The sequence below is a fragment of the Nocardioides panacihumi genome (genome assembly GCF_039530925.1).
Lineage (GTDB): Bacteria > Actinomycetota > Actinomycetes > Propionibacteriales > Nocardioidaceae > Nocardioides > Nocardioides panacihumi.
In genome coordinates this window covers 437387-450746 of the sequence record NZ_BAAAPB010000004.1, presented here as the reverse complement: position 1 = coordinate 450746, position 13360 = coordinate 437387, and the positions used below count along the sequence as shown (strand labels likewise).

The following is a 13360-nucleotide window of genomic DNA, read 5'->3' as shown; positions in this document are numbered from 1 at the left end:
AGCGAGCGGAAGCGGGCTGGTGCCTGCTTCTTCTCGCGTCGCGTCGAGTCGGCGCATCCTCGCGCGCGAGCGCAGCGAGCCGCGAGGATGCACCGACTCGACACGCCAGACCACCTGCACCCGAGAGGCAAAGGACGATGAGCGACTCCGCTGAGACGACGCCCCTCCTCCGGATCGTCAACCCCGACGCCACGCCCGAGGAGATCGCTGCGATCGTCGCGGTGTTCGCCTCCCTCGGGGGCGGCGAGGCAGCGCCTGAGCCGCCCAGGTCGGAGTGGGCCAGCCCCGCTCGCGGCGTACGGGCAGCACCCGGCCGTACACTCCCGCACGGTCGCGGCGCGTGGCGCGCCAGCGGCCTGCCGCGCTGACACGACCGAGACCTACGCGCCGGATCGGGTACCTCATCTCCAAGCCCCGGAGAGAGGAGACCGCAGCTGTGACACCCATGGAGCCACTGCCGCAGACCGTCGAGGCCCTGCGCGAGCTCGAGTCGCCGGCCGACGCCGGCGTACGCCTGCAACAGCTCTTGGCGCTCGCCGCCCGCGCGAAGGAGGTCGTGCCTGACCTGGTCGGCGTGAGCATCGCCCGCACGGACCCCCAGCTCACCTTCACCGTGGTGGCCTCGGCGCCCGAGGTCGCGATGCTCGACGCCATCCAGTACGCCGCGGGCGGCCCGTGCGTCGACGCCGGCCGTCACGAGCAGGTCCGCGAGTTCGAAGAGTCGGACGCGCTGGACGAGGAGCGATGGCGGCTGTTCGCACAGGCGACCGCCGCTCGCGCCGTACGCACGACGCTGACCCTCCCCGTCATGGACGCGGAAGGCGTCATCGGGACGGTGAACCTCTACGCCGCGTCGCGCCGTGCCTTCGTCGGGCACCACGAGGAGCTGGCCGACGTCTTCGGCGCCTGGCCCGCCGGAGCGATCACCAACGCCGACCTGTCCTTCACCACCCGTCGTGAGGCCGAGGCAGCACCCCAGCGAGTGCGGGAGACCGGAGTGATCGAGGCAGCCGCTGCGGTCATCGCCATCGACCGCGACGTCGATCTCGAGACCGGCGAGGCCATCCTCCACGACGCGGCCACCCAGGCCGGCGTCAGCGTGCTCGAGGTCGCCCGCGAGGTGCTCCACGCCCAGGACGAGGACGACGGCGGATTCGCACCCGACTGAGCGGCGCTCAGATCGCGCAGCCGGCGGCCCGGGCGGCCGAGTACGGGTACCAGCTGATCGGGCCGGGGCCCATGTGGGGCGAGCACAGCTCGTTCCAGGTCCGGGGACCCACGATCCCGTCGGGCGTCAGCCTCCAGAACCGTTGGAAGGCGATGACGGCTGCGCGCGTCGCCGGGCCGAAGGAGTTGTCGACGGCGAGCTTCGCGTACGGACTCCCGATCTGCGGACGGAACGCGTTGAGCAGCACCTGGATGCGGCCGACACAGGTCGCATATCCGCCGTAGCCGTAGTTGTAGCTGACGCAGCTCCCGGCGGCGCGCGCGGGCTCCGGAGTGGCAGCGACCGCGCCCAGCGACGCGGCGAGCGTGACGGCGGCCAGGAGTGCACGCGCCGGGCCCGTCCTGGGGCCGGACCTGAGGCTGGACCTGAGGCTGGACCTGAGGAAGGGGTGCGTTGGGTACATGTGTTCGCTCCTGGTCGGTCGAAGGGTCGGTCGAGGGCCGGGCGATCCTCCGCGAAGGAGGCGGGCTGCAGGCTCGCCCGTCCTGCCCACATGAGAGACACCCGGGCACCCGGGTCATGACGCTCGTGCGCGAAGAAGGGCCGCGGGTCGGGCGGGGAGGATATTGACCGCGCACGACGGACGCGCCGTGTCCTAGGGTCGGCAGGGTGACCCGACCTGTCGACACCCGCACCGACCAGTTCGTCGAGGACTACGCCGCTCTCGATCCGCTCACCGCGACGCAGGTCGGGATCGCCGGCCACGACCACGAGCTGCCCGACCTCTCCCCCGACGGCTTCGCCGCCCGCGAGGCCCTCGCCCGGGAGGCACTCGCCGACGTCACGGGTCTGACGCCGAGCGACGGGCGGGAGGCGGTCGCTCGCGACGCCTTCCTCGAGCGCACCGGGCTCGAGGTCGAGCGGGTCGACGCCGGGCTGGCCCGCTACGAGCTCTCCGTGATCGCCGGCGCCACCCACGCCCTGCGCGAGGCCTTCGACCTGATGCCGACCGCCACGGCCGACGACTGGGAGGCGATCGACGCCCGCCTCGCCGGGGTCCCGGCGGCCCTCGACGGCTACCGGCGCACCCTGCTCGAGGAGGCGGCCGCGGGCCGCCTGGCCGCCCGCCGGCAGTACGTCGAGCACGCCGACCAGATCCGCGGCTGGACCGGCCAGCAGGGCGCCGGCGGCAACTACTTCCTGACGTTGGCCGGCAAGGCGCCGGAGGCACTGCGCGAGCGGGTGAGTGCTCGCGCCGAGCTGGCCTCGGCGGCGTACGCCGAGTTCGGGCGCTTCCTCGAGGCCGACCTGGCACCACGCGGACGCGAGGCCGACGGTGTCGGGCGTGAGCAGTACGCGCTCGCCTCGCGCGGCTTCCTGGGCGCCGCCGTCGACCTCGAGGAGACCTACGCGTGGGGCTGGGAGGAGCTCAAGCGCATCGAGGACGACATGGCCGCGACCGCCCAGCGGATCGTGCCCGGGGGGACTGTCGCCGACGCCGTGGCCGCGCTCGACGCGGACCCTGCGCGCGACTGCGGCAGCCGGGAGGCCTTCCAGGAGTGGATGCAGGCGAAGTCCGACGACATCCTGCGCACCTTCGACGGCGTCCACTTCGACATCGCCGAGCCGATCCGCACGCTGGCATGCAAGGTCGCGCCGATCAACGACGGCGGCGCTTGGTACACGCCCCCCTCGGAGGACTTCTCCCGGCCCGGCACGATGTGGTTCTCGTTCACCGACGACCACCGGATCTACTCGACCTGGCGCGAGACCACCACCGTCTTCCACGAGGGCGTGCCCGGCCATCACCTGCAGTGTGCGCAGGCGGTGCACCGCGCCGACCTGCTCAACCGCTGGCAGCGGCTGATGTGCTGGGTGAGCGGCCACGGCGAGGGCTGGGCGCTCTACTCCGAGCGGCTGATGGACGAGCTGGGCTACTTCGCCGACCCGGGTGACCGGCTGGGCTTCCTCGACATGCAGGGCTTCCGTGCCGCGCGCGTCATCGTGGACATCGGCGTGCACCTCGGGCTGACGGTCCCGGCCGACAACCCTTACGGGTGGCGGCCGGGCGAGGTCTGGGACGCCGACAAGGTCTACGAGTTCATGCGGGCGCACTCGCGCATGGACGACGGCTCGCTGCGGTTCGAGGTCAACCGTTACCTCGGCTGGCCGGGTCAGGCGCCGTCGTACAAGGTGGGTGAGCGGATCTGGCTCGAGGCACGCGCCGACGCCATGGCGCGGCACGGCGCCGCCTTCGACCTCAAGGCGTTCCACACCGCCGCACTCGATCTCGGCTCGCTCGGGCTGGATCCGCTGAAGACGGCCCTCGCTCGGCTCTGATGCGCCGGCTCAGCGGCGAGGAGGCGCGCAGGATCGCCGTTCGCGCGCAGCTGCTCGACGCTCGGCGCGAGCTCTCGGTCGCCGAGGTCGTCGACGAGCTGACCCTCGTGCAGGTCGACCCGACGGCGGCGATCGCGCCCAGCGTGGACCTCGTGCTGTGGTCCCGGCTCGGGGAGGAGTACGAGCACTCCGACCTGACCTTCGCACTGGAGACCGAGCGCTCGGTGGTCGAGCACTCCTCGTTCGTGCGGCCGATGGACGACATCGGCCTGGTGCTGGCCACTGCCCCACGGGAGATGCACCCGACGGCCGTCGAGTGGCTGGCGGCCAACGAGGGCTTCCGGGCCGACGTGCTCGCCCGGCTGGACGCAGAAGGACCACTCACCGCCGCCGGGATCCCCGACACCTGCCAGGTGCCGTGGACCTCGAGCGGGTGGAACGACGACAGATCCGTCAACCGGCTCCTCGAGATGCTCACCCGGATCGGGGACGTCGCGATCGCGGGACGCGAGGAGAGGCTGCGCGTCTACGACCTGGCCGAGCGGGTCTACCCGCCCGACCTCGAGGTCCCCGACTACGAGGTCGCGCGCGTCGAGCTCGACCGGAGGCGGTTCGGCTCGCTCGGCATCGCCCGTGCGACGTCCAAGGCCAACGGCGAGGAGCTCGGCGCGGGCCGCCTCGGCGAGGCGGTGACCGTCGACGGCGTCGACGGCGAGTGGCAGGTCGACCCGGACGCGCTGGCGGCGCTGGACGCACCGGACCCGATGGGCGAGCCGGTCGAGGGCAGGACGGCGCTGCTGTCGCCGTACGACAGGCTCGTCTACGACCGAGCCCGTGCGCTCGACCTGTTCGGCTTCGAATACGTCCTGGAGATGTACAAGCCGGCGGCGAAGCGGCGGTGGGGCTACTTCGCCCTCCCCATCCTGTACGGCGACCGGCTGGTCGGGAAGCTCGACGCCAAGGCGGACCGGAAGGCCGGTCTGCTGCGCGTCTTCGCGGTGCACGAGGACGGCGCGTGGCCGGCGGAGACCGGCGACGCCGTCGAGGCGGAGATCGACTCCCTCGCGACCTGGCTCGGCCTGGAGGTCACCCGCACCTGACGTCATACGAGGTGGCTGTCAGAGCCACCAGCTCGTATGACGTCCCGCTCAGGTGCCGAGGCGGGCCAGCTCCTCGTCGACCACGGACGGGTCGAGCTTCGTGAAGACCGGCGTCGGCTTCGCGACGGGCGTGCCGGCAACGACCGGGTGACGCCGCCAGTCGGGGAAGCCGCTGTAGTCGCCGGTGATGATCGGGTAGCCCGGTCCACCGTCGAGGTCCTCGACCTCGTCGATCCGTGGCAGCGGCGCCACCTCACCTCGTCCGCCGAGCGCCCGGTCGACCGCGTTCGCGGAGAACGGGAGGAACGGCGAGAGGATGATGTTGAGGTCGGCCACGCACTGCGTCATCACGTGCAGGACGGTGCCGAGCCGGGCCTCGTCGTCCTTGATCTTCCACGGCTCGGTGTCGGAGACGTACTTGTTGACCTCGCCGACGACGCGCATCGCCTCGCCGATCGCCCGCTTCTGCTGGTGCCGGCCGATGAGGTCGCCGACGCTGTCGAACGCGCCCTCGACGAGGTCGAGCACCGCCTGGTCGTCGTCGGTCGGCGCGCCGAGCTCCGGGATCTCGCCGAAGTTCTTCGCGACCAGGTTGGCGGTGCGGTTGACCAGGTTGCCCCAGCCCGCGACAAGCTCGTCGTTGGTACGCCGGACGAACTCCGCCCAGGTGAAGTCGCTGTCCTGGCTCTCGGGGCCGGCCGTGGCCACGAAGTAGCGGAACGCGTCGGGCTGGTAGCGCTCCAGCAGGTCACGGACGTAGATCACGATCTTGCGCGAGGAGGAGAACTTCTTGCCCTCCATGGTCAGGAACTCGCTCGAGACCACCTCGGTCGGCAGGTTGAGCTCGCCGAGCTCGCGCGGCGAGCCGCCCTTCGATCCCTGACCGTTGTACGCCAGCAGCTCAGCCGGCCAGATCTGGCTGTGGAAGGTGATGTTGTCCTTGCCCATGAAGTAGTAGGACAGCGCGCTCTCCGCCTGGTCGGCCGAGGCGTTCCACCACTTGCGCCACGCGTCCGGGTCGCCCGACCGCCGGGCCCACTCGACCGACGCCGAGAGGTAGCCGATGACGGCGTCGAACCAGACGTAGAGCTTCTTCGTGGGGTTCTCGCGCCAGCCGTCGAGGGGCACCGCGATGCCCCAGTCGATGTCGCGCGTCATCGCCCGCGGACGGATCTCGTCGAGGATGTTCTTGGAGAACCTGATGACGTTGGGCCGCCACAGGCCGGTCCGCTCGCGCTCGTCGAGCCACTTCCCGAGCGCGTCGGCCAGCGCGGGGAGGTCGAGGAAGAAGTGGCTCGTCTCGATGAACTCAGGCGTCTCGCCGTTGATCTTCGAGCGCGGGTTGATCAGGTCCTGCGGGTCGAGCTGGTTGCCGCAGTTGTCGCACTGGTCGCCGCGGGCGCCGTCGTAGCCGCAGATCGGGCAGGTGCCCTCGATGTAGCGGTCGGGCAGGGTGCGCCCGGTGGACGGGCTGATCGCGCCGTACGCCGTCCGCTCGACGAAGTAGCCGTTCTCGTAGACGCCGAGGAACAGCTCCTGGACGACCGCGTGGTGGTTGCGCGTCGTCGTGCGGGTGTAGAGGTCGTACGTCAGGCCGAGCCCGACCAGGTCCTCGATGATCAGCCGGTGGTTGCGGTCGACCAGCTCCTGGGGGGTCACCCCGACCTCGTCGGCCGCGATCAGGATCGGCGTGCCGTGCTCGTCGGACCCCGAGACCATGAGCACGTCGTGTCCTGCCATCCGCATGTAGCGGCTGAACACGTCGGAGGGCACGCCGAAGCCGGCCACGTGGCCGATGTGGCGCGGACCGTTGGCGTACGGCCAGGCGACGGCGGACAGTACAGAGCTCATAGGCGGATCCTAGTGAGGACGGGCCATCGGACGACCGGTCAGGGGTCGTAGCGGTTGACCCGCTTGCCGACGCGGTTGCGCAGCCTCGGCAGCAGGTCGTAGAGCTTCGTGCCGGGACAGCTGGTCTCGTTGGTGTCGCGGTGACCGTCGATGGTCGGCAGGCGCACCCACGCACCCGTCGGGAATCGGTCGCTGCCCTCGGACCGGACGACGACCGTGCGGCGCGGGTGGCCGCCGTACATGTCCAGCTTCCAGGCCGCCAGGTCGACGACGGCCTTCATCGCGGAGGCGGTGGGCCGCTGATTGCCGAACCGGCCGATCAGGGCGATCCCGACGGACTCGTGGTTGAAGCCCAGCGTGTGAGCGCCGCGCACCGCGCGGTCCGCGCCGCCGCTTCGCCCGACCCACGTCCGGCCGAACCGGTCGACCAGGAAGTTGTAGGCGATGTCGAACCAGCCCAGCGAGTGGGTGTGGTAGTAGTACATGCCCCGCAGCAGCCCCGGCACGTCCCCCGGCGCATAGTCGTTCGCGGTCGCCGTGTGGTGGATGTGGACCTGCTTGATCTGCCGGATGTACGACGGCTGGCCGTTGCGCCACGAGGGGTCGGCTCCCCAGGCCCGCCGGCTGAGCAGGGCGGGCTGCGGAGCGCGTGTCGCACGACGGGCTGTGCTGGCTGCGACCGCGCCCCGCGCGGCCGACGGCTGCGCGGACGCCATCTCACCCTGCTCCGTCGGGCCGGTGTCGATGAGTGACAGTCGCAGCCCCCGGGGACGGTGCCCGAGCACCTCCACCTGGAGCTGCCGGTGCCGACCGGTCCAGACGGGCTGGGTGCCGCGGGTCGCACGCTGCTCTCTCGCACCGGGCAGGTCGGCCTGCCGCGGCAGGGTCCGCCAGCGGACCCATCCTCCGTGGCCGTCGGGCCACCGGACCGCGACGCGACCCGGTGCACGCACGCCCGTCCAGGTCACCCCCGCCATCGAGTAGCCCGTCGTTCGGAACGTGGTCGTCCGGCGGCGCAGCGCCAGCGTCGCCTGCGACACACCACCGGCGACCGGCCGGAGCCGGACGGTCGTGGCGGTCGCCGCGGCAGCACCAGCGGCTCCGGCGGGCGCGGAGGCGGACGGACCGAGGAGGACGACGGGTGGGGCGAGTGCCAGTGCGAGGGCGGCCATCACCGACCGCCGACAGGCACGCACCCTCCACGGCGTGACACGTGAGCTCGTGGGACGCATAGTCCAACATCATGCGTCACACCAGTCACAGAACTGGTCTAGTCCAGCGCCCGGGCGTGTCAGGTCCCGGAAGCCTCCGCGGCGGACGGCGCGGCGGACGGCGGACGCCAGGGCACCTCGCGGCCGGCGTACGCCGCGAGGTGCTCGTAGGCGTTCGATCCCGGTGGCGCCTGACGCGCGTCCTTGAACGCCCGCCCCTTCCGGATCGGCCCCAGGATGCGGTCCATCGTCACCACCGAGCGTTCGGCGAGGGCCTCGTCGAGGTCGTCCGTCGAGCGCCCGAGCGCCGTCGCGAGGTCCCAGGTGTGCACGGCGATCTCCGCCGCCTGCCAGTCCGGGTCGAGCATGGCCGCGTCCCCCACCTCGCGCCACAGGTTGATCAGCGCGTTGCCTCGGGTGGTCAGCTCCTCGCCCAGTCGGGCCGAGTAGTCCTCCCGCCCGTTCCACCCCGGCGGAGCGCCCTGCAGCATCGTCACGAAGATCCGCGGCTGCGCGATCAGGTGGTTGGCCAGGTCGCGCACGTCCCAGTCGGCGCACGGCGTGGGGAGCTCGAGATCCTCGGGCCGCACCTCGTCGAGGAGCGCGGCCGCCTGCGTGAGCGCTCGCTGCAGGGCGAGCACCCCCATCTGGTCGACAGGCATCAGCTGAAGTCGAGGTCGTGCGTGCGGGCCCGCTTGAGCTCGTAGACGTAGGGGAACTCCGCCACCATGACGAAGCCGTCCCAGAGCCGTCCCGCGGCCTCGCCCTTCGGCGCCTTGGAGATGACCGGCCCGAAGAAGGCCTGGCCCTCGAACGCGATGGTCGGGGTGCCGACCTCGTTGCCGACCTGGTCCATGCCGAGGTGGTGGGACTTCTTGATCCACTCGTCGTAGGACGAGTCGTCCATCGCGTCGGCCAGCTCGCGCTCCAGCCCGGCGGTCGCCAGGGCGTCGGCGATGACCTCGCGGGTGAACTCCTGCTTGTCGAGGTGCCGGGCGGCGCCGAGCGCCGTGTAGAGCGGTAGCAGCGCGTCCTTGCCGTGCTCCTGCTCGACGGCGGCGAGCACACGGACGGGACCCCAGGCGTCCTTGAGGAAGTCGCGGTATTCCTGGGGGATGTCCTTGTCCTGATTGAGGTAGGCCAGGCTCATGATGTGCCAGGTCACCTGGATGTCGCGCACCTTCTCGACCTCGAGGATCCACCGCGAGGTGATCCAGGCGAACGGGCATGCGGGATCGAACCAGAAGTCAGCGTTGGTCATGTCTTAACCCAACACCGGCCCGCCGACACTTATGCCGCGAGGTGGTCAGTGACGCTTCTTGACCGGACGCGCGCCCTTCACCGTGACCTTGAGACTCTGCTTGACCGTGGTGGTGCGCGCGTCGCCGACATAGAGGGCGACCATCGTGCGCGCACCCGGCCTCAGCCCGGTGAGACGGACCTTGCCGACACCGCGGACGAGCTGCACCAGGTGCCGCTTGCCCTGGAACTTGATCCAGACCCGACCGGCGGGCTGGTGCGGGTCCGGCGAGGTGACGACGACCTTGACCAACGCCTGCCGCGCGGTCCCGTTGGCGACCTTGACCTGGAGCGCGGACGGCGCCTTCACCCCGTGGACCGGCCCGAGCACCAGCGCCTTGCTCCGGTAGCCGGACCGGGTGAGCTGCACCCGGACCGAGAGCTGCGCACCGATGTCGAGCGGCTTGACGACGTACGTCGGCCCCGTGAACGCCGGCATCGGTTGCCCGTCGCGCATCCAGACGTAGGTCGCCGCAGCGTCCTTCGGCTCGAGCTGGCCGGGGTCCGCGGTCAGCGTCTGGCCGACCAGTGCGGCACCCTGGACGCCGCCGGGCTGGGTGATCTCGATGTCGGGCGCCAGCACAGGGTCGGTCGGCGCGGAGGCCGTCGCGAGCGTCGTGTAGCCGGCGGTCGCGGTCGTCACGCTCACGCTGAGCCGCTTGTTGGCCATGTCCTGGCCGGGCTTGAAGGTCGTGGTGGTCGCACCGGGGATCGCGACGCCGTCGGCGAGCCACTGGACGGCCAGGCTGCCGGGCTTCGGCGCGTAGGAGCCGGGGTCGACGCTGAGCGTCTGGTCGACCTGGGCGGTGCCCTGGATGCTCGGCGCGGTGACGACCGTCTGGGTGCCGGGCGCGGTGGCAGCGGTGGCGGCGCTCATCACCACACCGGAGACGTACGACGCCCGAGCGGCCGTGACCCGCACCTGGATCGCCTTGCCGAGCTGGGCCGCTCCCGGCGTGAACGTGGTGGCGGTCGCACCGGGTACGGCGACCCCGGCGGCGTACCACTGGTAGGCGTAGGTGCCCGCGGGCGTCCACGTGCCCGACGTCGCGCGCAGTGCGACGCCGACCTTGGCGGCGCCGACGACGGTCGGGGCCACGGTCGCCTTGACCGGGACGTCGCGGTAGTGGATGAACCCCGACGGCCACGGCCCCTTCGTGGTGATGCGGCGCCAGGAGAACTCACTGCCGTAGTTGGACTCCGAGATCACGATCTCGGTGGCGCTGACGACCTGCTCGACGTAGGCGACGTGGCCGGCGGAGCCCGCGCCGGGGACGTTCGCCTTCCACCACGCGATCGAGCCGACCATCGGCGTCGAGCTGTAGCCGAAGGACGGCCCCCAGTACTCCGCGTTGCCCCTGCCGGTCTTGAGCTGGGGCGGGCGGGTGGCCGAGCCACCGTTGCGGATCATCCGATAGGCCACGTAGTTGGTGCAGTTGATGCCCGAGTACATGTTCCAGTACATCTTGCTCTTGGCCGTCTTGTACCCCTGGTGGGAGTAGCCGCGGCTCTGGCAGTTGTCGAAGCCCTGGCAGATCACCTGCGAGGCCGGCGCACCCGCATCGGTCTGCGCCGCCATGCCCGGTCCCGCCGGCAGCGCGAACGCCATCAGCACCCCGGCGAGCAGGATCGCCAGGGTCTGGAGTGAGCGCTGATACCGATGTGACTGGAGTGGCACGCGAGCACTCTAGGGAAAGAAATGTCAACGCGACACGCCGACGGGAGAACTACAATCTTGTAGTTTGCCCGCGCAGCACGGATCCGGTTCCAGGGGCCCGGAAAATACCCTTTCGCGCGCGTGCAAGGATGCGCGTCATGCCAGGAACGAACCTCACCCGGGCCGAGGCCGCCGAACGCGCCGCCCTCCTCGACGTCACCTCCTACGACGTCCAGCTGGACCTCACCACCGGTCCCACCACCTTCGCCTCGACGACCACCCTCATCTTCACGGCGACCACACCCGGAGCGACGACGTTCGCCGACCTCGTGGGCGCCACCGTCCACGAGATCACGCTGAACGGCACCTCGCTCGACCCCGCCACGGCGTACGCCGACAGCCGGATCACGCTGCCCGACCTCGCCGCGGAGAACGTGCTCGTCGTCAAGGCCGACTGCGCCTACAGCCACACCGGCGAGGGTCTGCACCGCTTCACCGACCCCGCCGACGACCGCGTCTACACCTACACCCAGTTCGAGGTGCCGGACGCCCGCCGCGTCTTCACCACCTTCGAGCAGCCGGACCTGAAGGCCCCCTTCACCTTCCACGTCACCGCGCCCGAGAGCTGGACGGTCGTGTCCAACTCCGCCACGCCCACCCCGGAGACCGTGGGCGACGGCTCGGCCGTCTGGCACTTCGCGCCGACGAAGCGCATGTCGACGTACATCACCGCGATCATCGCCGGCGAGTACCACGGCGTCTTCGACACCTACGAGGGCAAGAACGGCCCGATCGAGCTCGGCCACTACTGCCGCCAGTCCCTGGTCCCCTACCTCGACCGCGACGAGATCGTGAAGCTCACCAAGCAGGGCTTCGAGTTCTTCGAGGAGACGTTCGACTACCCCTACCCGTTCGGCAAGTACGACCAGCTCTACGTGCCGGAGTACAACATGGGCGCGATGGAGAACGCCGGCGCCGTCACGCTGCGCGACGAGTACCTCCCCCGCTCGCGCCAGCCGCGCTCGTTCTACGAGTTCCGCGCGAGCGTGATCCTCCACGAGATGGCGCACATGTGGTTCGGCGACCTCGTCACGATGACGTGGTGGGACGACCTCTGGCTCAACGAGTCGTTCGCCGAGTGGGCCTGCTACCACGCCGAGGTCGAGGCGACCGAGTTCACCGACTCGTGGACCGGCTTCGCCAACGCCCGCAAGATCACCGGCTACACGCAGGACCAGCTCCCGACCACCCACCCGATCGCCGCAGACAACTACGACCTGCAGGCGGTCGAGGTCAACTTCGACATGATCACCTACGCCAAGGGCGCGTCGGTGCTCAAGCAGCTCGTGGCCTGGGTCGGCCTCGACCCGTTCCTCGCGGGCCTGCGCACCTACTTCAAGGAGTTCGAGTACGGCAACGCCTCGTTCTCCGACCTGCTCCGCCACCTCGAGGCCGCCTCGGGGCGTGAGCTGCAGGGGTGGGCGCAGGAGTGGCTGCAGACCGCCGGCGTCAACACGCTGACGCCGGAGTTCACCCTGGCCGCCGACGGGACCTACGAGTCGCTGGCGATCCGGCAGACCGCGCACCAGGACTGGCCGACGCTGCGGCGTCACCGCGTCGGCATCGGCCTCTACTCGGCGTCCGGCGCGGACGGCGCGATCACCCGCACCGACTACGTCGAGGTCGACGTCGAGGGCGAGCTCACCGAGATCAAGGAGCTCGTCGGCAAGGCGCAGCCCGACCTGCTGCTCCTCAACGACAGCGACCACACCTACGCGAAGATCCGCCTCGACGAGCGCTCGCTCAGCACGGCGCTGACCAGCCTCGGCAAGATCTCCGACTCACTGGCCCGCGCCCTCATCTGGAGCGCCGCGTGGGACATGACCCGGGACGCGGAGCTGGCGGTCAGCGACTACGTCGAGCTCGTGCTGGCCAACATCGGCCAGGAGACCGACGCGTGGGGCGTCACCCGCATCCCGACCAACACGGCGCTGGCCGTGTCGACGTACTCGGCGCCGGCGAAGCGTGCAGCGCTCGCGGACCGGTGGGAGTCGGGCCTGCGCGCCCTCATCGACGGCGCTGCGCCGGCGAGCGACCACCAGCTCACGTTCGTGCGGGCCTTCGCGGGCGCCGCCCACACCGACGGTGCCGTCGCCGACCTGAAGGCGATGCTGGACGGCAGCCTGACGTTCGACGGCCTCGAGGTCGACCAGGACATGCGCTGGTCGCTCATCGTGGGCCTGGCTCGCGCCGGCGCCTTCGGTGAGGCCGAGATCGCCGCCGAGCTCGAGCGCGACAACACGATCGCCGGCCAGGAGAAGGCGGCCGCCGCCCGCGCCTCGCGGCCCGACGCCCACGCGAAGGCGGCGGCGTGGGAGGCGGTCATGGTCAGCACCGGCACGCCGAACGAGACCTCGCGCGAGATCTCGCTGGCCTTCCAGCAGCCGCGACAGGACGACCTCCTCGCGCCGTACGTCGACCGCTACTTCGAGGCGGCCGAGTCCATCTGGGAGCACCTCGGCACGCACAAGGCGTCGGTCGCGCTCGCCGGCCTCTTCCCGAAGTACGCCGCCTCGCCGGCGCTGCTCGAGAAGGCCGACGCGTGGCTGGAGAGCTCCTCGGCCGAGCCCGCCGCCAAGCGCTACGTGCGTGAGGGCCGCGACGCCGCTGCCCGCGCGCTGGCCGCCCAGGCCAAGGACGCGGAGTAACTGCCGAGTCGGCGCAACCTCGCACG

At 70.9% G+C, this 13360-nt stretch carries 11 protein-coding genes; 5 read left to right on the top strand and 6 right to left on the bottom strand.

Annotated elements, in window-relative coordinates; genetic code table 11:
- Positions 1-137 precede the first annotated feature (137 nt).
- Both ABD205_RS18265 and ABD205_RS18260 read left to right on the top strand, forming a co-directional pair.
- Positions 138-368: an acyl-CoA carboxylase subunit epsilon gene (locus ABD205_RS18265; RefSeq protein WP_344047298.1), complete on the top strand. Its 231-nt coding sequence runs from the start codon at positions 138-140 to the stop codon at positions 366-368.
- Between the two features lie 68 nt (positions 369-436).
- Positions 437-1168: a hypothetical protein gene (locus tag ABD205_RS18260; RefSeq protein ID WP_344047297.1), complete on the top strand. Its 732-nt coding sequence runs from the start codon at positions 437-439 to the stop codon at positions 1166-1168.
- 7 nt (positions 1169-1175) lie between these two features.
- Here ABD205_RS18260 and ABD205_RS18255 read toward each other — a convergent pair whose 3' ends face one another.
- Complete coding sequence (locus ABD205_RS18255) at positions 1176-1631, bottom strand: peptidoglycan-binding domain-containing protein (RefSeq protein WP_344047295.1); 456 nt, start codon at positions 1629-1631, stop codon at positions 1176-1178.
- Between the two features lie 206 nt (positions 1632-1837).
- On the opposite strand from ABD205_RS18255, the gene ABD205_RS18250 reads away from it, so the two are divergent.
- Together ABD205_RS18250 and ABD205_RS18245 are read left to right on the top strand one after the other, a co-directional pair.
- Complete coding sequence (locus ABD205_RS18250) at positions 1838-3508, top strand: DUF885 domain-containing protein (RefSeq protein WP_344047293.1); 1671 nt, start codon at positions 1838-1840, stop codon at positions 3506-3508.
- Entirely contained in the window at positions 3508-4608 is a 1101-nt protein-coding gene (locus ABD205_RS18245) for a DNA glycosylase AlkZ-like family protein (protein WP_344047291.1), read from the top strand. The genes ABD205_RS18250 and ABD205_RS18245 overlap by 1 nt, the downstream gene beginning before the upstream one ends.
- 48 nt (positions 4609-4656) lie before the next feature.
- Here the strand turns inward: ABD205_RS18245 and metG are convergent, their stop codons facing one another.
- The 5 genes from metG to ABD205_RS18220 all read right to left on the bottom strand — a co-directional run bounded on the left by metG (position 4657) and on the right by ABD205_RS18220 (position 10647).
- Positions 4657-6459, bottom strand: coding sequence for a methionine--tRNA ligase (metG, locus tag ABD205_RS18240; RefSeq protein ID WP_344047289.1), 1803 nt, complete (start codon positions 6457-6459; stop codon positions 4657-4659).
- Between the two features lie 38 nt (positions 6460-6497).
- Complete coding sequence (locus tag ABD205_RS18235) at positions 6498-7631, bottom strand: N-acetylmuramoyl-L-alanine amidase (protein ID WP_344047287.1); 1134 nt, start codon at positions 7629-7631, stop codon at positions 6498-6500.
- Positions 7632-7750: 119 nt separating this feature from the next.
- Entirely contained in the window at positions 7751-8332 is a 582-nt protein-coding gene (locus tag ABD205_RS18230; RefSeq protein ID WP_344047285.1) for a maleylpyruvate isomerase family mycothiol-dependent enzyme, read from the bottom strand.
- Entirely contained in the window at positions 8332-8931 is a 600-nt protein-coding gene (locus ABD205_RS18225; protein ID WP_344047283.1) for a mycothiol-dependent nitroreductase Rv2466c family protein, read from the bottom strand. Before ABD205_RS18225 ends, ABD205_RS18230 begins: the two co-directional genes overlap by 1 nt.
- 45 nt (positions 8932-8976) lie before the next feature.
- Positions 8977-10647, bottom strand: coding sequence for a CHAP domain-containing protein (locus ABD205_RS18220; RefSeq protein WP_344047281.1), 1671 nt, complete (start codon positions 10645-10647; stop codon positions 8977-8979).
- A 137-nt stretch (positions 10648-10784) separates the two neighbouring features.
- Between ABD205_RS18220 and pepN the strand changes: the two genes are divergently transcribed.
- On the top strand, positions 10785-13334 hold the full coding sequence (gene pepN / locus ABD205_RS18215; RefSeq protein ID WP_344047279.1) for an aminopeptidase N: 2550 nt from the start codon (positions 10785-10787) through the stop codon (positions 13332-13334).
- The last annotated feature ends 26 nt before the right edge of the window (positions 13335-13360 follow it).